Below are 20,165 nucleotides of genomic sequence, written 5' to 3'. Positions count from 1 at the left end.
CCACGATCACTCCGCCGCCCTGCTTGCAGGCGGCGGGGGCGTCCAGGCGATGCAGCGATTGCGGCCCTCGGCCTTGGCCTGGTAGAGCGCCTGATCGGCCGCGCCCATCAGCGCATCGATGCCGGACATGCTGACGCTGGCCTCGGCAATGCCGATGCTCACGGTGACCCCGAACTGCACCTGATGAGCGTTCAGCCGCGTCGCCATCGCGCGCTTGCGGATTCGTTCGGCGACGAGCTTGGCACGCGACAGGCTGGTCTCGGGCAACAGAACCGCGAACTCCTCGCCACCGATGCGGCCGACGAGATCGGACTTGCGCTTGCCCTCGTTGCATGCGGCGGCGATAGCCTTGATCGCTTCGTCGCCGACCGCGTGAACGTAGCGGTCGTTGACCGACTTGAAGTGGTCGATGTCGAGCATCAGGACGGAGACCGAGCGGTAGTAGCGCTGGAAGCGGCTCCATTCCGCATCGAGCGAACCCAGGAAATGTCGGCGGTTGTACAGGCCGGTGAGCGGATCGGTGGTCGCGAGCCGCTCCAGCATGTTGGCCTTGTCGTTGAGATCGGTGATGTCGACATAGGTCAGCATGCGGCCGCCGTTCGACATCGTGGTGCAATGGGCCCTGATCTGTCGCCCGTCGGGCGTCCGGAGGTCGCGCACGTGATCGCCCGCCTTGACCTCGGCAAGGCGCTTGCCGGGGAATTTCGCCAGCTCGTTTGCCGCAAGGTCCGGCGCGCTCGCGCGCTGCGCGCGGCTCACCAGCGAAGCATAGGCCGGGCGGGCCGCGGCTTCCTCCTCGCTCACCTCCCAGAACCGCCGCATGGGTGTCGGATCGCCCGCCTCGATCACGCGGACACGCTCTTTCACATGGGCACCTCGTAGGCCCCGATGTCGCGCCCGTGATGAAGCAGCGTGAGAATGGATGGATTGCTGTCGGCGACCTGGTCAGGCAGGTGCCACATCTGCCGAAACGACCGGTTGATGAGGCGGGCCCTGAGGTGGGTGTCGAGCAGCACGATGCCGGTTGGCACATGATCCAGGGCCGCGCGCAGGGCCAGCATCTGGGCGCGCATCAGCGAGTCGGGCGAACGCTGCTCGTCGCTGGCGGGGCGCTCGACGCTGCCCGGCCGTTCGAGGCCGACCCCCACCTGACGGTCCGATCGCCAGATCACGCGGCTGCTCAGGATATCGCGTCCCGCAAGTCTGAGCTGGAAGCGGTCGGGCACGCCGAGGCCGCTCTGCATCTCGAGTGTCGCGGCCTCTTCAGACAGCCTGCGCACGACGCAGTCGATTGACGACTGGCCGAAATTGAAGATGATCTTCCCAGAAAGGAACGTCCGTTCCGGCACCAAGCGGGACATTCGCAGTCGCCAACGCTGAACACGATGCGAAAAGGCCTCTGAGTGTCGCGCAAGGTTCCTTGCGGCGATGTAACGCGATCGATGTTTTCGCATCAGGATTAACGATCGGTTGACACGGAATGCGAACGGCTCGCAGAGGTCGGCCTTCACGCCGATGTTCCCGCTCATAAGCGCAACCGGCGATGGACGATACCGCTGTGCGCGGTTACCCTGCCGTGATCGCACTGACACACTCGCCCGCCACAGTGCAGGGCCGGACAACGGAGACGACAGCCATGAACACGTCACGCCGCATCCTGCTCGCTGGAATGGCGGGGCTCGCCGTGGCTCCGACCGCAATGGCCGCCGCGCCGGCACCGGCTATTGGCGATGCGACGGTTGCCGAAGAACGCTTCGCGCGCATGATTGCCGCTGCGCATGCGCCCGACGTCACCTGCGCACATCAGGCCGAACGTTATGCGGACGCGCATTGGCCGGACTATGTCGTGGCAGCCAGGGCCGTGCTCGAGGCGCGCGGGTGATTCGCGCCTTTATGTCTCCACCGCGCGCCTGACCTGCTCGCCGAGCTGCGACAGCACGAGCTGCGCCTGCGGCAGGATCGCGCCCATGGCGTGGAAATTGTGGACCATGCCGTCATGGCAGACGTGCTCGACCGCGACGCCCGCGGCGAGCAGCTTGCGCGCATAGGCATTGCCCTCGTCGCGCATCGGGTCGAACTCGGCGGTGTGGATGATGGCGGTCGGCAGGCCCGAGAGCCGCGTCGCGCGCAGCGGGGAGATGCGGGGATCGGCTGTATCCAGGCCCTCGGGCAGATAGTCGGCGAGATCCGCCTCGATTGTTGCGCGATCGATCAGATGTCCTTCGGCAAACGCCTCGCGCGAGGGCGAGGTCTCCTCGAAATCCAGCACCGGGCAGATCAGGCATTGCGCGACGATGGAGAGGCCGGCGCTCTGCGCCGCCTCCTGGCATACGATCGCAGCCAGCGTCGCACCGGCGGAATCGCCGCCGACCACCAGCCGCTCGGCGTCGATGCCGAGAGATGGAGCTTCGCGCGCCACCCACTCGGTGGCTCCGATCGCGTCGTCGACGGCAGCAGGAAATTTGTGCTCGGGCGCGAGGCGGTAGTCGACCGAAACGAGGCGGCAGCCGGTCGCATGCGCCAATGCCGCCGCGACACGGTCATGCGTCGCAATGCTGCCGGCGACGAGCCCGCCGCCATGAAAGAACACGAAGCCCGGCGCGCGCGCGCCGGCAGACGCCGGCGAATAAAGCCGATAGGGCAGCTCTCCGCCAGGACCCGGCAACTTGCCGTCGGAGGCCGTCACATCCGGCGCCTCAGTGCGCGCGAACTGCATCAGCTTCGCCAGCGACTGCCGCCGCGCCTCGACGCTCGGCCGGCCCCGCGCCTGCGGTGCAGCCGCAGCCATCATGGTCAACAAGCGTTTTGCGAGCGGATCGAGCGGCATGGGAAGCTCCGTGACGTGCCCGACACTATAGCCGGTTTGGTCGCGCTTTTGTCTCAACCTCCCGGGAGGGGAGAGTTGGTGCTTCCCCGCAGCAAATCGTTTAGAAATTGGGACAATAGTGCCCGGATATTTTTTGAGGGGAGGCCGGTCATGGCCGAGATCAGGAAGCCGATCGAATATTCGCCGAGCTGGACCTTCTTCGAGGACAAATGGCATGACGGCAACGTGCCGATCATGGGGCCGCGCACGCATGCGGCCTGGCTCGGCTCGGTCGTGTTCGACGGCGCGCGCGCGTTCGAAGGCGTCGCGCCCGATCTCGACCGCCACGTCGCCCGCGCCAATCAGTCCGCGATCAATTTTGGGCTGAAGCCGGTGGTCGATGCCGGCACCTGGCTCACGCTCGCCAACGAAGGCATCGCGCGCTTTGCGCCGAATGCCGAGCTCTATGTCCGTCCGATGTACTGGGCGCAGAACGGCGTCGGCGGCGGCGTGCTGTTCGACCCCGAGACCACCAATTGGTGCCTGTGCATCTACGAGGCGCCGATGCCGAAGCCGGTCGGCAACGCGATCACGCTGTCGCCGTTCCGCAGGCCCACCGCCGAGTGTGCGCCAGTCGAAGCGAAGGCCGCGTGTCTCTACCCGAACAATTCGCGGGCGCTGGCGGAGGCCGCCTCGCGCGGCTTCCAGAACGCGCTGATGCTCGACATGCTCGGCAATGTCGCGGAGTTCGGCAATTCAAATGTGTTCATGGCGAAAGACGGCGTCGTCTTCACGCCGGTGCCGAACGGCACCTTCCTCAACGGCATCACGCGCCAGCGCGTGATCAGCCTGCTCCGCGGCGATGGCGTCACCGTGGTCGAGAAGACGCTGCGCTATGCCGATTTCCTCGCCGCCGACGAGATCTTCTCCACCGGCAATTTCGCCAAGGTCGCGCCGGTGATTCGCATCGACGCGCGCGAATTGAAGCCGGGCCCGCTCTACAGCAAAGCGCGAAAACTCTATTGGGATTTTGCGCATGCGGTGAAGCTGGCGGCGTAGCCTCCTCAGTTTCTCCGTCATTGCGAGCGCCAGCGAAGCAATCCAGGCTGCCTCTGCGGAGGGATTCTGGATCGCTTCGCTGCGCTCGCAATGACGATGGAGAAACAGTCGGGCAAAGCAGCCGAGGGCTCGCCCGCGGCTGGCGCGCTTTACGAAAGACCTACTCGTCCTTCTTCGACATCTTTTCGAGACGTTCCTGCATGTCCTTCATCTGCTGGCGCAGGTCGTCGATGTTGGTGTCCTTGGCCGGCTCGGCGCTCGCATCGGGCTCCGGCTCGGCGCGGCCCGGCGTGGGGACAAACGGCTTGAACATCGAGAAGGTCTGCTGAAACAACTCCATATTGCGGCGGACCTGTTCCTCCAGTGGCGCAAACGGAGTTCCGGACAGCGAGTTGGCGATCTGCTTGCGGAACTTCTCCTGCTCCTGGGTCAGCGTCGCGATCGACTGCTCCAGATATTTCGGCACCACCATCTGCATGCTGTCGCCGTAGAAGCGGATCAGCTGGCGCAGGAAGGTGGTCGGCAAGAGGTTCTGGCCGGCCTTGTTCTCCTGCTCGAAGATGATCTGGGCGAGCACGGAGCGGGTGATGTCGTCGCCGGACTTGGCGTCGTAGACCAGGAAATCTTCGCCGTCCTTGACCATGGCGGCGAGGTCTTCCAGCGTCACGTAGGTGCTCGTTCCGGTGTTATAGAGCCGGCGGTTCGCGTATTTCTTGATGGTGGTGGGTTGGTCTGATTTCGCCATGGGCTCTCACTTCAAAGACGCTGAGAACGGGAACCTGCAGGGCAAATGCCGCAGGGCGGGAAGAGTACGCAACGCAACAAAATAAGCATTTTCAAAGGGGTCACGCTACCGTTTTGTGCGGCACGGTTAATTGCACAGCAAAAACGTGCTTGCGAAATCGCCAAGAACGCTATTTTGAATGCGTTGCGGCATGAATTCGGCCAGCTGCCGATTGACATGCCGCAACGACGTTAACAGGATGCCATTCGAGACTGGCGAGCCGTTTCCCAGCCCCGTCTGCCCCCCTTTCAACCCCAGGAGATGCCCATGTCAGACGATGTCGTCATCGTCAGCGCCGCCCGCACCCCGGTCGGCAGCTTCAACGGAGCCTTCGCGACCCTTCCCGCCCACGATCTCGGCGCGATCGCCATCAAGGCCGCGCTGGAGCGCGGTGGCATCGAACCCGGCCGGGTCTCCGAAGTCATCATGGGCCAGATTCTGACCGCCGCTCAGGGCCAGAACCCGGCCCGCCAGGCCTCGATCATGGCCGGTATTCCCGTGGAGAGCCCGGCCTGGGGCGTCAACCAGCTTTGCGGCTCGGGCCTGCGCACGGTTGCGCTCGGCTATCAGGCGCTGCTCAACGGTGATTCCGAGATCGTGGTTGCCGGCGGCCAGGAGTCCATGAGCATGGCTCCGCACGCCCAGTATCTGCGCGGCGGCGTCAAGATGGGCCCGGTCGAGTTCGTCGACACCATGATCAAGGATGGCCTGTGGGATGCCTTCAACGGCTACCACATGGGCAACACCGCCGAGAACGTCGCGCGGCAGTGGCAGATCACCCGTGCCCAGCAGGACGAATTCGCGGTCGCCTCGCAGCAGAAGGCCGAAGCGGCGCAGAAGGCCGGCAAGTTCAACGACGAAATCGTCCCCGTCACCATCAAGGGCCGCAAGGGCGATGTCGTCGTCAGCGCCGACGAATATCCGCGCCATGGTGCCACGCTCGACGCGATGGCGAAGCTTCGTCCCGCCTTCGAGAAGGAAGGCACGGTCACCGCAGGCTCGGCCTCGGGCATCAATGACGGCGCTGCCGCCGTGGTGCTGATGACGGCCAAGCAGGCCGCCAAGGAAGGCAAGAAGCCGCTCGCGCGCATCGTGTCCTGGGCACAGGCCGGCGTCGATCCGAAGATCATGGGCTCGGGCCCGATCCCGGCCTCGCGCGCCGCGCTGAAGAAGGCCGGCTGGAGCGTCGGCGATCTCGATCTGATCGAGGCCAACGAAGCCTTCGCGGCGCAGGCTTGCGCCGTCAACAAGGACCTCGGCTGGGACACTTCCAAGGTCAACGTCAACGGTGGCGCGATCGCGATCGGCCATCCGGTCGGCGCTTCCGGCGCGCGCGTGCTGGTGACGCTGCTGCACGAAATGCAGAAGCGTGATTCGAAGAAGGGCCTCGCGACGCTGTGCATCGGCGGCGGCATGGGTATCGCGATGTGTCTGGCGCGCGACTGAACTTACACTTAACTGACGCGTGCGCTGCACGCGTCAGTTAGTGCGTTGCACGCGACTAAAAAGGCAGCGGTTGCAAATCAAATATTCTTCGCAACTGCGCTAGCCTCGACTAAATACAAACGCCCGGCTCAACGCCGGGCGTTTTGTTCTTGATGTCCGTCAAACCAACCGCATAATCCACCACCAAAAACCATCACTCAGAAACGTCCGAAGAGTCCAAGGGAAGGAATACGATATGGCACGAGTTGCATTGGTGACGGGTGGTACGCGGGGCATCGGAGCTGCGATCAGCAAGGCGCTGAAGGCGGCCGGCTACAAGGTCGCGGCGAGCTATGCCGGCAATGATACGGCGGCGGAGAAGTTCAAGGCCGAGACCGGCATCGCCGTCTACAAATGGGACGTCAGCAATTTCGATGCCTGCGCCGACGGCGTGAAGAAGGTCGAGGCCGAGCTCGGCCCGGTCGATGTACTCGTCAACAATGCCGGCATCACCCGCGACACCGCCTTCCACAAGATGACGCTCGAGCAGTGGAACGCGGTGATCAACACCAATCTCGGCTCGCTGTTCAACATGACCCGTCAGGTGATCGAAGGCATGCGCGCGCGCAAGTTCGGCCGCGTCATCTCGATCTCGTCGATCAACGGCCAGAAGGGGCAGTTCGGTCAGGTCAATTATTCCGCGGCAAAGGCCGGCGACATCGGCTTCACCAAGGCGCTCGCCATCGAGAATGCCAAGGGCGGCATTACCGTCAACGCCATTGCACCTGGCTATATCAACACCGAGATGGTGCAGGCCGTGCCGAAGGACGTTCTGGAAAAGAACGTGATCCCGCAGATTCCGGTCAACCGGCTCGGCGAGCCCGAAGAGATCGCGCGCGCGGTCGTGTTCCTCGCGGCCGACGAGGCCGGCTTCATCACCGGCTCGACCCTGACCATTAATGGCGGTCAGTATCACGCCTGATATGGCGTCAAGCCTGTAGCGTTGGGCGTGACAAGGCGATAGTGAAGACGCAAATGCCCGGCCCCGTGCCGGGCATAAGCGTCCTCAGAGCCCTTTGATCCATGACCCCGCGCACCGCCACACTGATCGGACTGACCGCGATCCTGATGTGGTCGCTGCTCTCCGTGATGACGGTGGCGACCGGAAAGATCCCGGCGTTCCAACTCGCTGCGATGACCTTTGCCATCGGCGGTCTCGTCGGCCTCCTCACCTGGATTGGCCGCGGCGACGCCGCGAAAAGCCTGCGTCAGCCGCTCGTCGTGTGGCTCGTCGGCGTCGGCGGCTTGTTCGGCTATCACGCGCTCTATTTCCTCGCACTGCGCTTCGCGCCGCCGGCCGAAGCCGGCCTTCTGAACTACATGTGGCCGCTGCTGATCGTGCTGTTCTCGTCGTTCCTGCCGGGCGAGCGGCTCGCCGTGCATCACATCGTCGGCGCCGTGCTCGGCCTTGTCGGGACCGTGCTGCTGTTTGCCGGCAATACCTCCGGCTTCGCGCCGGGCGCGGTGCCGGGATTGATCGCGGCCTTCATCGCCGCCTTCGTCTGGGCGACCTATTCGGTGCTGTCACGGCGATTGAAGGCGGTGCCGACCGACGCGGTCGCAGGCTTCTGCCTCGCCACATCCCTGCTTGCGGCGCTGATGCATGGTCTGCTCGAAACCACGGTGTGGCCCGAGACGAATTTGCAATGGCTTGCCGTGATCGCACTCGGCATCGGTCCCGTCGGTGCTGCATTCTACGCCTGGGACATCGGCATGAAGCGCGGCGACATCCGCGTGCTCGGCGCCGCCTCCTACGCGACGCCGCTGCTCTCGACCGGCTTCCTCATCGCCGCCGGCTTTGCCAAAGCCAGTGCCAACATTGCGATCGCCGCAATTCTGATCGCCGGCGGCGGCCTGATCGCGGCAAAGGACATGGTGCTGAAGAAGCGGTGAGAGTCCGGGGTTAAGGCTCCCAGCCCTTCGGCGCGAGTTCGAATTTTGCGAACTCGAAGGCGGGCGCCACGGTGCAGCCGACCAGCGTCCACTCGCCGGTGGTTTCCGCCATCTGCCACGCATCCGCCGGCACGATGGCCTGCGGCCGCTCGCCGCTCACAAGGTCCGTGCCGAGCCGTACCTCGTGCTGGGAGCAGCCCTCATGGGCGATGCGCAGCGTCAGCGGGCTGCCGGCATAATAGTGCCAGGTCTCGACCGCATCGATGCGATGCCAGTGCGAGCGCTCGCCGCGCGCAAGCAGGAAGTAGATCAGGGTCGAGCGCGAGCGGCCGTTGGCGTCGGTGGTCTGGTCGCGAAAGGTCTCGCGATAATGTCCGCCCTCGGGGTGCGGGCGGAGCTCAAGGCGCGCGATGATCTCGGCTGCAGTCGGCATCGATCCCCGTCAGGACTTGGTCGTCAGAACTCGGTCTTCAGGACTTGTGCTTCAGGATTTGTTCTTGCGCTCGCGCAGCTCGCCGAACACTGCGGCGGCATCCGCGCCCTTCATGTGTAGCCTGGCTGCGACCGACGGTTCATCAGCGCGCAGGAACACGTTTGCTCGCTTCTCATCACCAAGCAGTGAGGGAATGGTCGGCTTGTTCTCCGCCCGCAGCCTCGTCACGTCAGCCGCGCGCGCCTGGAGGGCCGCATTGTCGGGATCGACGGTCAGCGCGAACTTGACGTTGGAGGCCGTGTATTCGTGGCCGCAATAGAGCTTGAAGTCGTCGGGCAGGGCCCGCAGCTTCAACAGCGAGTCCCACATCATCGGGTAGTTGCCCTCGAACACGCGGCCGCAGCCGATCGAGAACAGCGTATCGGCGGCGAACAGCGTCTTCTCGGTGTCGAACACGTAGGAGATATGGTCGAGCGTGTGGCCGGGCGTTTCCAGCACGCGCCCGAGCAGCGTGCCGACCTTGACCACGTCGGCATTGGCGACACGCAAATCGACATCGGCAATTTTCGTCGTCTTGTCATGCGGCGCGACGACGCGGCAATTGTATTTCTGCTTGAGTTCGGCGACCCCGCCGACATGATCGCCATGATGATGGGTGATCAGGATATCGGTGAGCTGCCAGCCCTCGCGCTCCAGCGCCTTGATGATGGGACCGGCTTCCGGTGCGTCGATCGAGGCGGTTGCCTTGGTTTCCGCATCGTGGATCAGATAACCGAAATTGTCGTTTAAACAGGTGAAAGTACGAATTTCGGCGGCCATGACATCTCCATTGCGCTCAGCCCCGTCAGACAAATATGGCGTTAACGTTGCGCAGGCAATGCAATATTCCGCGCGCGGCCGCCGCCTTGTGCATGTTACATTGCCGTCATGACCATCGATGTCGTCGACCTTCGCGAGTTCTATTCCCGCCGCCTCGGGATTGTGGCGCGGCAGATGATCAATCGCGGCATCCGGGAGCGCTGGCCGAACGCCGAGGGCCAGCGCGTGCTCGGCATCGGCTATCCGACGCCCTATCTCGGCCTGTTCCGCGAGGACGCGGAGCGCTGTATCGCCTTCATGCCGGCGGCCCAGGGCGTGTTGAAATGGCCCACGGGCCGGCCCGCGCTGGCTGCGCTGGTCGATGAGTTCTCGCTGCCGCTTCCCGACGCCGCGGTCGACCGCATCCTGCTGGTCCATGCGCTCGAGATGTCGGACGATCCGGCCGCGCTGTTGCGGGAGGTCTGGCGGGTGCTGTCGCCGTCCGGCCGCGTCATGGCGGTGATCCCGAACAGGCGCGGCGTGTGGACGCGCAGCGACAACACGCCGTTTGGCCACGGCCGTCCCTATTCGCGCTCCCAGATCACGGACCTGTTGCGCCAGACCTGGTTCACGCCGACCGGCTGGGGCGAGGCCTTGTTCATGCCGCCTTACGCGGGCCGCTGGGTGCTGAAATCGGCGCAGATGTGGGAGCGCGCTGGTGCTGCGCTGTCGCTGCCGTTTGCCGGCGTCCACATCGTCGAAGCGACCAAGCAGGTCTATCGCGCGATCCCCGCCAAGCGCGAACGGGCGCGGCTGATTCCCTCATTGAAGCCGGTGCTGGTGCCGTCCTCGACGACGGTGAGGCGGAGCTGAAAACAAATCGTCCCGGCGAGGCCGGGACGATCATGCATCGTCAATCCAGGATTTGGTTGCAGCTTACTCGCTGGGGGCGAGATCGTCGCCGGAAGCGGCAGGAGCAGCCTCGCGCTCGGGGCGCGGGCCGTTATGCGGCCGGCGGCGCCGCCGCGGGAAACGTTCGCCACCGCCGCCATTGCCAGCTTCGAAGCCGCCCGGAGCGCTGTTCGTCTGCGGTGGCTGCGCGCCGGTGATGAAGGACGGCAGGCGGTCGACATTGCCGGCGTCGGCGATGACAGGCTGCGGCTGGTTCGGCGGTTGCGGCTGCTGATATTGCGGCTGCGGACGATGGTCGCGTTCGCGGTGCTCGCGCGGCTGCTGGTCGCGAACATAGGGCTGCTGGTTATTGTCGCGCTGCTGATAGTCGCGATTGTGATCGCGCTGGCCGTCACGCTGATAGGGCTGTTGCTGCTGCGGAGGCTGCGGAACGAAGCCCGGCTCCTGGCCGAAATTCGAGAAATTCTCGCCGTCGTCCTCGCCGTCGTCACCGCTGCTGGTGCTGATGGGCTCGTCGCCGCGCGGCTGCTGGTTCTGGCGGAACTGTTCCTGCGCCGCCGCGATCAGGCGGAAATAATGCTCGGCGTGCTGGTAGTAGTTTTCGGCGGCGACCGGGTCGCCCGAGGAGCGCGCGTCACGCGCAAGCTGAAGATATTTTTCGGCGATGTGCGAGGCGGTGCCGCGGATCTTGATGTCGGGGCCGTTCGATTCGTAGACCCGGGTCATCGGGTTCTGGCCGCGCCGGTTATTGTTGTTGTTATTGTTATTGTTGTTGCGGTTGCGCATCCGCTGCTTGTTCTGACCGTTTCTCATGTCCTGCCTTTAATTCCAGCCCTAAAGGTTGCACGCATTACTGATTGCTCGGAGTGACCTGATGACAGCGGTTCACATGCCTCACGCGCACCGCGCGCAAGAGCGGATTGAACCCTGCCGATGTTCGTCGACCGTCGCGTTCAACAAAGACGCGTTCCCCACCCGCCAGCAGTCATTGCCAGCGAACCCATTCATATCGCCTGCCGAAACAAGCCCTGCTTTGCTGCGTAAGTCTTCAAGCGCAATATCAGGCTTTCGTTCACGTTGCGGTCGGAAAGCAGCGTACCTCAATGGGCCATCGCGCTTCACAGGACCTGCGGCTTGGAACCTTAAATCAGTGAAGCTCTCGTCTGAGAGCCCGGCTTTCGCCCGTAGGTCTACGGGGCCGACACCGATGTGCTGACGGGAAGGTAGTCGTTCCCAAGGGATATTCCAAGAGGTTTTTTCGAGCCCAATCCGGCTTTTATGAGGGCATTTTTCGGGCCGAGACGGCCCGCAGGATACCCGCCAGGTCGGCCCTGGGCGGCCTGTCGATCGATAACGCGGCGGCCGCCATCAAGGCCTGGATATCGCCGGCCTGGCCCTGTCCGGCCTCGACGATCAGGGCGCCGCCCGGCACGAGCCGCTCGGCCGCCTGCGGAATCAGGGCGCGATACGCGTCATAGCCGTCATTGCCGCCGTCGAGCGCCAAATGCGGATCGTGCTCGCGGACCTCGATGCTCAGTTTCGGAATTTCCCCGGCAGGAATATAGGGCGGGTTCGACACGATCAGATCGAACGGACCGCGAAGCGCCGATGCATAGGAGCAGGCGACGAACGCCGCGCGATCGGCAAGGCCGAGCGCGGCGGCATTGCTCCTGGCGGTATGAAGCGCGGTCATGCTGAGATCGGTGCCGACGCCGAACGCATCGGGAATCTCGTGCAGCAGTGCGAGCAGGATGGCGCCGGACCCGGTGCCGATGTCGGCGATACGCGGCGGATGAGACAAGCTCTGCTCGCGAAACATTTCGAGCGCGCGCTCGACCACGGTCTCGGTGTCGGGTCGTGGGACCAGGGTTGCTTCCGACAATCGAAACGGCAGGCCCCAGAATTCCCGCGTGCCGAGAATGCGCGCAACCGGCTCGCCGCTGATGCGCCGCTGCGCATAGCCCGCGAGCTGCGTCGCCTCGGCTTCCGTGAGCGGACGGGCGGCCTGCGAGATCAGGCCGGTCAGATCGAGGCTGAGAACCGCGCCGAGCAGGATGCGCGCGTCGAGCTCGGCTTCGTCGAGCCCCGCCGATCTCAGCCGTGCTGCGAGCGCGCGCCGCGCGCTTTCGATCGAGTGTGCGGTGAGGGGATTGCTCACGCGCCCGTCACGCGGCTGCGCCTTGTGCGGCGAGCTGCGCGGCCTGGTGCTCGGTGGTCAGCGCATCGGTCAATTCGCCGAGCGCTTCGCCGGCGATCACCTGCGGCAGCTTGTAGAGCGTCAGATTGATGCGGTGGTCGGTGACGCGGCCTTGCGGGAAATTATAGGTACGGATGCGCTCGCTGCGGTCGCCGGAGCCGACCTTCTCTTTGCGCTCGGCCGAGCGCGCGGCATCGACGCGCTGCTGTTCGGCGTCGTAGATGCGCGAGCGCAGGATGTTCATGGCGGAGGCACGGTTCTTATGCTGCGAGCGGCTGTCCTGCATCATCACCACGATTCCGGTTGGGATGTGCGTGATGCGGATCGCCGATTCGGTCTTGTTGACGTGCTGGCCGCCCGCGCCCTGCGCGCGCATGGTCTCGATGCGCAGATCGTCGTTCTTGATCTCGACGTCGACATCCTCGACTTCGGGCAGCACCGCGACGGTTGCAGCGGAGGTGTGGATGCGCCCCTGCGTTTCGGTGTCGGGCACGCGCTGCACGCGGTGCACGCCGGACTCGAACTTCAGCTTCGAGAACGCGCCGCGGCCCTGCACTTCCGCGATGATTTCCTTGAAGCCGCCGACGGTGCCTTCGCTCGCGGAGATCACCTCGACCTTCCAGCCCTGCAGGGCGGCAAAGCGCTCGTACATCCGGAACAGATCGCCGGCAAACAGCGAGGCCTCGTCGCCGCCGGTGCCGGCGCGGATTTCCAGCACGACGTTGCGGTCGTCCATGGCGTCCTTGGGCAGCAGCGCGACGCGGATCTTCTGGACCAGATCGTCGATCTTAGGATTGAGCTCGTCGCGCTCGGCTTCCGCCATGCTGCGCATCTCGGCATCGGTCGCGGGGTCCGCGATCAGCGCCTCGGTGTCGGCGAGCTCCTTCACGGCAGCGCGATAAGTCTTCACCGCCTCGATCAGCGGGGTGATCTCGGCGAGCTCGCGCGTCACCTGCACATAGCGTTCGGAGGAAAGCTGTCCCAGCGATTCGGCCTCGAGCGAGGCGTGATGCGCGAGCAGGACGTCAAGTTTGGCTTCGGGGAGTGACGACATCGGTTTGGTCTCAAAAGGCGGAGGGAGGCGAGGCGGCGAAGACGGGCGGCAGGCCCGCTACAACGCCAGGCCTTCGGCCTCGGCAAATTCCGTCAGCTTCTGCCGGATCGAGACGCTGCCGGCCGGCGCATCCAGCAGCGGCCCAAGCATCGCTTCGGCCTTCTTGGCATCGAGGTCGATCACCATCGCCTTGACCGGGCCGAGTGCGGTCGCCGACAGCGACAGCGAACGGTAGCCCATCGCGATCAGCGCCAGTGCGCCGATCGGCTTCGAGGCCATCTCGCCGCAAAGCGACAGCGATTTCTTCGCGTCCAGCGACTTGCGCGCGATGTCGCGCAGCGCCCGCAGGATCGGCGTCGACATGGTGTCGAAGCGCTCGGAGACCTTGGCATTGCCACGATCGACCGCGAACAGGAACTGGAATAGATCGTTGGATCCGACCGAGATGAAGTCGACCTTCTTCAGGAGCTCGTCGAGCTGGTAGAGCAGCGCCGGCACCTCGACCATGGTGCCGATGTCGATGCGCTCCGGCAGCGTGTGGCCGTGCTGGCGCAGATAGGTCAGCTCGCGCTCGACCAGGGCCTTCGCCGAATCGAACTCGGCGACCTCCGAGATCATCGGGAACATGATGCGCAGCGCGCGGCCGCCGCCGGCGCGCAGCAGCGCGCGGATCTGGCCGCGCAACAGGCCGGGACGGTCGAGCCCGAGCCGGATCGCGCGCCAACCGAGCGCGGGATTTTCCTCGATCACCGTCTCCATATAGGGCAGCGCCTTGTCGCCGCCGATGTCGAGGGTGCGGAAGGTGACGGGCTTGTGGCCTGCCGCATCCAGCACGGTGCGATAGAGCGCAAGCTGGTCGCTGGTGCGCGGCAGGCTCTGGCCGACCATGAATTGCAGCTCGGTGCGGAACAGGCCGATGCCGGCGCTGCCGGTGTCTTCGATATGCGGCAGGTCGATGGCGAGACCCGCATTGATCATCAGCTCGACCGTCTGGCCGTCCTTGGTGACGCAGGGCCGGTCGCGCAGCGCCAGATATTGCGCCTGGCGGCGGGCGCGGAAGCGCACGCGCTCGGCATAGGCCGCCTCGACTTCCTGCGAGGGCCGCACATAGATCGCGCCCGAGGTGCCGTCGACGATGATGGCGTCGCCGGGGTCGGCGATGCCCGTCGCGTTCGGCACCTCGCCGACCGCAGGGATTCCGAGCGCGCGCGCCACGATCGAGACGTGGGAGTTGGCCGTGCCTTCCTCCAGCACGATGCCGCGCAGGCGCTTGCGATCATAATCGAGCAGCGCCGCCGGTCCCATCGCGCGTGCGATAACGATGGCGTTGTCGGGCATCTGCTCGCGCGAGGGCGCATGGTCCTGGCCGACCAGCTGCCGCATCAGGCGGTAGCCGAGATCCTCGAGATCGTGCAGCCGATCGCGCAGATAAGGATCGGTGACGCGCAGCATGCGGGCGCGGGTGTCGGACTGGACGCGTTCGACCGCGGCTTCCGCCGTGAGGCCGGTGGCGACCGCCTCGTGCAGCTTGTGCGACCAGCCCTGGTCGTTGGCGAACATGCGGTAGGCTTCGAGCACGTCGCGGTGCTCGCCGCCCTCGGCGACGTCGCCGCGCTCGAGCATCCGGTCGAGATCCGAGCGCAGCTTGGCGAGCGCGGTGTCGAGCCGCTTGATCTCCTTGGGCAGGTCCTCGGCGATGTAGTCCTTGATGACGACGCGCGGCTCGTGCAGCACGACATGGCCGAGCGCGATGCCTTCCGAGAGGATTGCGCCGGCCTTCTGGGTGGAATGGCGCGCGGCCGGCTCGGCGCCGGGCTGAGCGAGCGCGGACAATTCGCCCGACGCAATCAGCTCCGCCAGCACCATGGCGGTGGTCTGCAGCGCCTCGAGCTCTTCCTCGACATAGGTGCGCTTGGCGCGGTTCTGCACCACCAGCACGCCGAGCGTATTGCCGGCGCGCAGGATCGGCACGCCCAAGAACGAGTGGTAAATTTCTTCGCCGGTCTCCGGGCGGAACGAGAAGGCCGGATGGCTTTGGGCGTCGTTCAAATTGAGCGGCGTTGCCTCGCTGGCGACAAGGCCGACCAGGCCCTCATGGGCGCTCAGCACCGTATGGTGCACGGCCTCGCGGTTGAGGCCTTCGGTGGCGTAGAGCTCGAGGGTATTGTCGATGCGCAGCACATAGACCGAGCAGACCTCGGCCACCATGTTGGCGGCGATCAGCACCACGATCTTGTCCAGCCGCTCCTGGGCCGAGACCTGCTCCGCCATGGTTTCGCGGAGCCGTCTCAACAAGACGCGGGGACCTCCCGACGCGCTCCGCATGAACCGTCAATCTCCTCCGTCTGCCCGACCCGGCGATATTGGCCGGCGGCTGGCCTAAAATTCCAGAAAAACAATCAAATTGTCTGTCCGGCGCAGGCGCAAACAACCGCTTGCACCGAATCAGCAGCCTGAACTGGGACACAGTCTGCGGCAGCCCACCCTCTTCGCCGTATAGCGAATTGAGGCTTGTTTTGCCAAGCAAAACGCCTGCCAAACGCGAAGGTGTGTACACCTTCGCGTTTGCTGCGACCGCTAAGAGAAAATTAGCCTAAGCATGGTCCGGAAAAGTGCGAAGCGGTTTTCCGGAAAGACCATGCTCAAACAGCAACCTGAAGCGCGACGACAGTCGCGCTTTAGGCCTGATCGAGGTCGTAGAGCGTGTGCAGCGTGCGTACCGCAAGCTCGGTATAGGCGGTGTCGATCAAAACCGAGAACTTGATCTCGGAGGTTGTAATGGCCCGGATGTTGATATTCCGTCCGGCGAGGGCCGAAAACGCCTGGGCGGCGACGCCGGCATGGCTGCGCATGCCGCTGCCGATCACCGAGATCTTGGCGACGTCGGTCGCGGTATCCAGCCTCTTATAGCCGATCGTGGCCTTGGCGGCGGTAATCGTGTCCTTGGCGCGGTTGTAGTCGGCCGCCGGCACCGTGAAGGTGAGGTCGGTGGTCTTGCCGTCCTCGGACACGTTCTGAACGATCATGTCGACGTTGATATTGGCATCCGCGAGCGGGCCGAAGATCGACGCCGCCACGCCGGGCTTGTCCTCGATCTGGCGCACCGAGATCTGGGCCTCGTCCTTCGAAAAGGCGATGCCGGTGACGACGTGGTTTTCCATGATCTCCTCCTCGCCGCAGATCAGCGTGCCGGGCGGCTGGTTGGCATGCGGGTCGATATCCTCGGGCTTGTCGAAGCTCGAGCGCACGAAGATCGGCATGTTGTGGACCATGCCGAGTTCCACCGAGCGCACCTGGAGCACTTTCGCGCCCTGGGAGGCCAGTTCCAGCATGTCTTCAAATGCGATCTTGTCGAGCCTCTTGGCCTTCGGCACGATTCGCGGGTCGGTGGTGTAGACGCCGTCGACGTCGGTGTAGATGTCGCAGCGGTCGGCCTTGACGGCGGCGGCGATCGCCACGGCCGAGGTGTCGGAGCCGCCGCGGCCGAGCGTGGTGATGCGGTTGGTCTTGGGATCGATGCCCTGGAAGCCGGCGATGACCGCGACCTCCTTGCGATCCCTGAAGCGGGTGATGATCTCGCTGCCGTCGATGTCCTCGATCCGGGCCGAGGCATGGGCGTCGCTGGTCTTGATCGGGATCTGCCAGCCCTGCCAGGAGCGGGCCTGGATGCCCATGCCCTGCAGCACGATGGCCAGCAGGCCCGAGGTCACCTGTTCGCCGGAGGCGACGACGGCGTCATATTCGCGCGCGTCATGCATCGGCGATGCCTCGGTGCACCAAGCCACCAGCTCGTTGGTTTTGCCCGACATCGCCGAGACGACCACAGCCACTTCGTGGCCGGCGTCGACCTCACGCTTCACATGGCGTGCGACGTTGCGGATACGTTCGATGTTGGCGACGGACGTGCCGCCGAATTTCATCACGAGGCGGCTCATGACGACGCGTGCATTCCCTCATAAGGATCAGTATGGTGACCCGCAATGGACGGGTGCCTGCGGACACCGACCGCGCGTATACATAGCGGCGGGGCCGGGGGCAAGCGGGTTCCTGCGGGGGCAGGCTTCAGGTCCAGCAGGCTTCAGGTCCAGCCGGGGGTATGGGTTAACCGAGATCATGGCGCGCTACATCGACGAGATCCTGCAGCCCGGCGAGCGGGTGCTGTATTCGACCAATGCGCACTGGATCTTCTATTTTCCGGCCATTCTGGCCTGGATCGTGGCTCTCGCCCTGTTCGTGGCCTCCCGCCAGATGATCGATATTTATAGCGTGATGATCCTCTGCCTGTTCGGCTCCGGCCTGGTGGCGCTGGCCGCCCTGTTCTGGACCCTGAAGGGCTGGTTCCATCGCTTCACCACCGAGACCGACGTCACCAACCTCCGGGTTGTCCACAAGACCGGCTTCATCAAGCGCCGCACCTTCGAGATGGCGCTGGACAAGGTCGAGAGCGTCGATGTTGATCAGACCATTCTTGGACGAATTCTCAACTACGGCGACGTGACCATTCGCGGCGTCGGTGAGGGGATCGAGACGATCAAAACCATCGCCTCGCCACTGGCCTTCCGTAGTTCGATCACCACGCGGTAGGACCGCGCCCAACCATGAGCATGCAGCAAGATACTTCCGCAACCGCGAGCCCCCCGCCGGGCTCGACCGTCGACGCCGCCGAGATCGCGAAATTCTCAAAACTCTCGGCCGAGTGGTGGGACCCCAAGGGCAAGATGGCGCCGCTGCACCGGATCAATCCGTTGCGGCTCGGCTATATCCGCGACGCCGCCTGCCGCAAGTTCGAGCGCAATGTGCGCAGCCTCAACTGCCTCGGCGGCCTGCGCGTGCTCGACATCGGCTGCGGTGCCGGCCTGTTGTGCGAGCCGCTGTCGCGGCTGGGTGCGCAGGTCATCGGCGTCGATCCCTCGGCCAGCAACATCGCGGCGGCGAAGCTGCATGCCGACAAGAGCCATCTGTCGATCGACTATCGCTGCACCACGGTGGAGGAGATCGACCCGCGCGAGCGCTTCGACATCGTGCTGGCGATGGAGGTGGTCGAGCACGTCGTCGACGTCGGCGTCTTCCTGAAGCGCTGCGCCGCGATGCTGAAGCCCAACGGCCTGATGGTCGTGTCCACCCTCAACCGCAATTGGAAGAGCTTTGCGCTCGCCATCGTCGGCGCCGAATACGTCCTGCGCTGGCTGCCGCGCGGCACCCACGAGTGGAACAAGTTCGTCACCCCCGACGAGCTGACCAAATATCTCCTCGACAACCGCCTCGTCATCACCGAGCAGACCGGCGTCGTCTACTCCCCCTTCGCCGACAAATGGACGCTCTCGTCGGATATGGACGTGAACTACATGGTGGTGGCGGAAGGGATGGTGTGAGGGCGCTGCGAGTAGGATGCGAGCATTCGCCTCTCGGACAGTGTCGTCCCTGCGAACGCACTAGTGGATGCACATATCTTCCAGAGTCTTATCAACGACTTGGCTCATCAACGCAGTAAAATGGCGAATTCTTGCGAAGCTGCCTTCGCGAATTTTCGTCATTGAGTAGCGACCAAGTCATCGATTACGAGTCGATTTTTCGGCTCGAAAAGATATGTGTATGCCCTAGTGCGAACGCAGGGACCCATACCGCGGAATCTATCGGTGGGCGGACGGTGTAAGATGCGCGGGTTGGCGGCCCTCGCAAAACTGCTCCCTGGGGTTATGGGTCCCTGCGTTCGCAGGGGACGACAGCGGAGTTTGTGGTGCGGGCATCGCTCCCATGACATTCGTGTGGTTGACCGCGCTGGTCTCAGCTTGCAGGTTGGCTGCAATCTCTGTCCTGCGTTAGCACTCCCACCCCATGTTCACCATCACCAGCCTCTGGATTCCCTTCACCGTCGTTGCTGCGCTCGGCCAGGTCGCGCGCAATGCGATGCAGCGATCGCTGACGAAGCCGCTGGGGACGTGGGGCGCGACCAATATTCGCTTTCTGTTCGGCTTCCCGTTCTCGCTGCTGTTCTTGGGCGTTGTGCTGGTCGCGACCGGCGATCACATCGGCATGCCGCCGACCGTGTTCTGGCCGTGGCTGCTGCTCGGCGCGCTCAGCCAGATCGTCGCCACCGGGCTGATGCTGCTCGCGATGAACGACCGCTCCTTCGTGGTGACGACGGCGTATCTGAAGACCGAGGCGATCCAGACCGCGATCTTCGGCTTCGTCTTTCTCGGCGATCATCTGACATGGCTGAAGGTGCTGGCGATCGTGATCGCGACCGTCGGCGTCGTCATCACCGCGCTGCGGCCAGGCGGCGAGAAGAGTTTTGCGGAATTGAAGCCGACGATCACCGGCCTGGTTGCGGCCGCGGCCTTCGCGCTCTCCGCCGTCGGCTTCCGCGGCGCCATCATCAACGTGCCGGGCGTGTCGTTCGTGACCGCGGCCTCGTTCACGCTGGTGCTCGGCCTGTTCGTGCAGACGCTGATCCTGACGATCTACCTGCTCTGGCGTGCGCCAAAGGTGCTGCAGTCGATCCTGGGGCTCTGGCGACCGTCGCTGCTCGCGGGCTTCATGGGCGCCTTCGCCTCGCAATTCTGGTTTCTGGCGTTTGCGCTGACGGCCGCCGCCAATGTCCGCACGCTCGCGCTGATCGAGGTGCTGTTCGCGCAAGCCGTGGCGTATTACTCCTTCAAGCAGCCGATCGCGCCGCGCGAGATCTTTGGCATCGTGCTGATCGTGGTCGGCGTGGCGCTGCTGGTTGGCTTCTGACGCGCTTCG

Annotated in this window: 20 protein-coding genes; 9 read left to right on the top strand and 11 right to left on the bottom strand. The window is 64.5% G+C overall.

The annotated features are described in order from the left end of the window. Positions 1-6: 6 nt before the first annotated feature. On the bottom strand, positions 7-867 hold the full coding sequence (locus V1280_RS28495; RefSeq protein WP_334531992.1) for a GGDEF domain-containing protein: 861 nt from the start codon (positions 865-867) through the stop codon (positions 7-9). Further along, on the bottom strand, positions 864-1,529 hold the full coding sequence (locus V1280_RS28490) for a PAS-domain containing protein (protein ID WP_334531989.1): 666 nt from the start codon (positions 1,527-1,529) through the stop codon (positions 864-866). The genes V1280_RS28495 and V1280_RS28490 overlap by 4 nt, the downstream gene beginning before the upstream one ends. A 107-nt stretch (positions 1,530-1,636) precedes the next feature. Here V1280_RS28490 and V1280_RS28485 point away from each other — a divergent pair, with 107 nt between their 5' ends. After that, positions 1,637-1,882, top strand: coding sequence for a hypothetical protein (locus V1280_RS28485; RefSeq protein WP_334531986.1), 246 nt, complete (start codon positions 1,637-1,639; stop codon positions 1,880-1,882). 9 nt (positions 1,883-1,891) lie between these two features. Here the strand turns inward: V1280_RS28485 and V1280_RS28480 are convergent, their stop codons facing one another. Next, the gene (locus V1280_RS28480) at positions 1,892-2,827 is read right to left on the bottom strand and encodes an alpha/beta hydrolase (RefSeq protein ID WP_334531982.1); all 936 of its coding nucleotides are present in this window, start codon (positions 2,825-2,827) and stop codon (positions 1,892-1,894) included. A gap of 150 nt (positions 2,828-2,977) precedes the next feature. Here V1280_RS28480 and V1280_RS28475 point away from each other — a divergent pair, with 150 nt between their 5' ends. Then, complete coding sequence (locus tag V1280_RS28475; RefSeq protein ID WP_334531979.1) at positions 2,978-3,865, top strand: branched-chain amino acid aminotransferase; 888 nt, start codon at positions 2,978-2,980, stop codon at positions 3,863-3,865. Between the two features lie 160 nt (positions 3,866-4,025). Here the strand turns inward: V1280_RS28475 and phaR are convergent, their stop codons facing one another. Continuing rightward, positions 4,026-4,610, bottom strand: a complete 585-nt coding sequence (gene phaR / locus V1280_RS28470) for a polyhydroxyalkanoate synthesis repressor PhaR (protein ID WP_334531976.1) — start codon at positions 4,608-4,610, stop codon at positions 4,026-4,028. A gap of 306 nt (positions 4,611-4,916) precedes the next feature. Between phaR and V1280_RS28465 the strand changes: the two genes are divergently transcribed. The 3 genes from V1280_RS28465 (at position 4,917) to yddG (ending at position 8,027) form a co-directional block, all read left to right on the top strand. Then, a complete protein-coding gene (locus V1280_RS28465; protein ID WP_334531973.1) occupies positions 4,917-6,095 on the top strand; it encodes an acetyl-CoA C-acetyltransferase in 1,179 nt (392 codons plus the stop codon). A gap of 235 nt (positions 6,096-6,330) precedes the next feature. After that, the gene (phbB, locus tag V1280_RS28460; protein WP_334531970.1) at positions 6,331-7,056 is read left to right on the top strand and encodes an acetoacetyl-CoA reductase; all 726 of its coding nucleotides are present in this window, start codon (positions 6,331-6,333) and stop codon (positions 7,054-7,056) included. A gap of 101 nt (positions 7,057-7,157) precedes the next feature. After that, complete coding sequence (yddG, locus tag V1280_RS28455) at positions 7,158-8,027, top strand: aromatic amino acid exporter YddG (RefSeq protein WP_334531967.1); 870 nt, start codon at positions 7,158-7,160, stop codon at positions 8,025-8,027. A 10-nt stretch (positions 8,028-8,037) separates the two neighbouring features. On the opposite strand, the gene V1280_RS28450 is transcribed toward yddG, so the two are convergent. Together V1280_RS28450 and gloB are read right to left on the bottom strand one after the other, a co-directional pair. Continuing rightward, the gene (locus tag V1280_RS28450) at positions 8,038-8,460 is read right to left on the bottom strand and encodes a cupin domain-containing protein (RefSeq protein ID WP_212303588.1); all 423 of its coding nucleotides are present in this window, start codon (positions 8,458-8,460) and stop codon (positions 8,038-8,040) included. A gap of 51 nt (positions 8,461-8,511) precedes the next feature. Next, positions 8,512-9,279: a hydroxyacylglutathione hydrolase gene (gene gloB, locus V1280_RS28445; RefSeq protein ID WP_334531959.1), complete on the bottom strand. Its 768-nt coding sequence runs from the start codon at positions 9,277-9,279 to the stop codon at positions 8,512-8,514. 108 nt (positions 9,280-9,387) lie between these two features. Here gloB and V1280_RS28440 point away from each other — a divergent pair, with 108 nt between their 5' ends. Beyond that, positions 9,388-10,131 (top strand): class I SAM-dependent methyltransferase, encoded by a 744-nt coding sequence (locus V1280_RS28440; RefSeq protein WP_334531956.1) that lies wholly within the window; start codon positions 9,388-9,390, stop codon positions 10,129-10,131. Between the two features lie 63 nt (positions 10,132-10,194). Here V1280_RS28440 and V1280_RS28435 read toward each other — a convergent pair whose 3' ends face one another. The 5 genes from V1280_RS28435 to V1280_RS28415 form a co-directional block, all read right to left on the bottom strand. After that, positions 10,195-10,983: a DUF4167 domain-containing protein gene (locus tag V1280_RS28435; RefSeq protein WP_334531953.1), complete on the bottom strand. Its 789-nt coding sequence runs from the start codon at positions 10,981-10,983 to the stop codon at positions 10,195-10,197. Between the two features lie 463 nt (positions 10,984-11,446). After that, a complete protein-coding gene (gene prmC, locus V1280_RS28430) occupies positions 11,447-12,328 on the bottom strand; it encodes a peptide chain release factor N(5)-glutamine methyltransferase (protein WP_334531950.1) in 882 nt (293 codons plus the stop codon). A gap of 7 nt (positions 12,329-12,335) precedes the next feature. After that, entirely contained in the window at positions 12,336-13,421 is a 1,086-nt protein-coding gene (gene prfA, locus V1280_RS28425; protein WP_334531947.1) for a peptide chain release factor 1, read from the bottom strand. 57 nt (positions 13,422-13,478) lie between these two features. After that, positions 13,479-15,746, bottom strand: a complete 2,268-nt coding sequence (ptsP, locus tag V1280_RS28420; RefSeq protein ID WP_334531945.1) for a phosphoenolpyruvate--protein phosphotransferase — start codon at positions 15,744-15,746, stop codon at positions 13,479-13,481. Between the two features lie 353 nt (positions 15,747-16,099). Continuing rightward, on the bottom strand, positions 16,100-17,356 hold the full coding sequence (locus tag V1280_RS28415; RefSeq protein WP_334531942.1) for an aspartate kinase: 1,257 nt from the start codon (positions 17,354-17,356) through the stop codon (positions 16,100-16,102). Between the two features lie 178 nt (positions 17,357-17,534). Between V1280_RS28415 and V1280_RS28410 the strand changes: the two genes are divergently transcribed. From V1280_RS28410 to V1280_RS28400, 3 genes are all read left to right on the top strand, one after another. Then, a complete protein-coding gene (locus tag V1280_RS28410) occupies positions 17,535-18,005 on the top strand; it encodes a PH domain-containing protein (RefSeq protein WP_334531938.1) in 471 nt (156 codons plus the stop codon). A 14-nt stretch (positions 18,006-18,019) separates the two neighbouring features. Continuing rightward, the gene (gene ubiG, locus V1280_RS28405) at positions 18,020-18,793 is read left to right on the top strand and encodes a bifunctional 2-polyprenyl-6-hydroxyphenol methylase/3-demethylubiquinol 3-O-methyltransferase UbiG (protein ID WP_187437479.1); all 774 of its coding nucleotides are present in this window, start codon (positions 18,020-18,022) and stop codon (positions 18,791-18,793) included. 463 nt (positions 18,794-19,256) lie between these two features. Beyond that, positions 19,257-20,156 (top strand): EamA family transporter, encoded by a 900-nt coding sequence (locus V1280_RS28400; protein WP_334531933.1) that lies wholly within the window; start codon positions 19,257-19,259, stop codon positions 20,154-20,156. Positions 20,157-20,165 lie beyond the last annotated feature (9 nt).

Source organism: Bradyrhizobium sp. AZCC 2230 (assembly GCF_036924495.1).
Taxonomy (GTDB): domain Bacteria; phylum Pseudomonadota; class Alphaproteobacteria; order Rhizobiales; family Xanthobacteraceae; genus Bradyrhizobium; species Bradyrhizobium rifense.
The sequence above is the reverse complement of the archived record's forward strand: the minus strand, read 5'-3'. Positions and strand labels throughout refer to the sequence as shown.

Bases quoted from the DNA above. Each gene is read 5' to 3' on its own strand.
- V1280_RS28490 (WP_334531989.1), bottom strand. From the start codon at position 1,529: ATGAGCGGGAACATCGGCGTGAAGGCCGACCTCTGCGAGCCGTTCGCA.
- V1280_RS28485 (WP_334531986.1), top strand. From the start codon at position 1,637: ATGAACACGTCACGCCGCATCCTGCTCGCTGGAATGGCGGGGCTCGCC.
- V1280_RS28480 (WP_334531982.1), bottom strand. From the start codon at position 2,827: ATGCCGCTCGATCCGCTCGCAAAACGCTTGTTGACCATGATGGCTGCG.
- V1280_RS28475 (WP_334531979.1), top strand. From the start codon at position 2,978: ATGGCCGAGATCAGGAAGCCGATCGAATATTCGCCGAGCTGGACCTTC.
- phaR (WP_334531976.1), bottom strand. From the start codon at position 4,610: ATGGCGAAATCAGACCAACCCACCACCATCAAGAAATACGCGAACCGC.
- V1280_RS28465 (WP_334531973.1), top strand. From the start codon at position 4,917: ATGTCAGACGATGTCGTCATCGTCAGCGCCGCCCGCACCCCGGTCGGC.
- phbB (WP_334531970.1), top strand. From the start codon at position 6,331: ATGGCACGAGTTGCATTGGTGACGGGTGGTACGCGGGGCATCGGAGCT.
- yddG (WP_334531967.1), top strand. From the start codon at position 7,158: ATGACCCCGCGCACCGCCACACTGATCGGACTGACCGCGATCCTGATG.
- V1280_RS28450 (WP_212303588.1), bottom strand. From the start codon at position 8,460: ATGCCGACTGCAGCCGAGATCATCGCGCGCCTTGAGCTCCGCCCGCAC.
- gloB (WP_334531959.1), bottom strand. From the start codon at position 9,279: ATGGCCGCCGAAATTCGTACTTTCACCTGTTTAAACGACAATTTCGGT.
- V1280_RS28440 (WP_334531956.1), top strand. From the start codon at position 9,388: ATGACCATCGATGTCGTCGACCTTCGCGAGTTCTATTCCCGCCGCCTC.
- V1280_RS28435 (WP_334531953.1), bottom strand. From the start codon at position 10,983: ATGAGAAACGGTCAGAACAAGCAGCGGATGCGCAACCGCAACAACAAT.
- prfA (WP_334531947.1), bottom strand. From the start codon at position 13,421: ATGTCGTCACTCCCCGAAGCCAAACTTGACGTCCTGCTCGCGCATCAC.
- ptsP (WP_334531945.1), bottom strand. From the start codon at position 15,746: ATGCGGAGCGCGTCGGGAGGTCCCCGCGTCTTGTTGAGACGGCTCCGC.
- V1280_RS28415 (WP_334531942.1), bottom strand. From the start codon at position 17,356: ATGAGCCGCCTCGTGATGAAATTCGGCGGCACGTCCGTCGCCAACATC.
- V1280_RS28410 (WP_334531938.1), top strand. From the start codon at position 17,535: ATGGCGCGCTACATCGACGAGATCCTGCAGCCCGGCGAGCGGGTGCTG.
- ubiG (WP_187437479.1), top strand. From the start codon at position 18,020: ATGAGCATGCAGCAAGATACTTCCGCAACCGCGAGCCCCCCGCCGGGC.
- V1280_RS28400 (WP_334531933.1), top strand. From the start codon at position 19,257: ATGTTCACCATCACCAGCCTCTGGATTCCCTTCACCGTCGTTGCTGCG.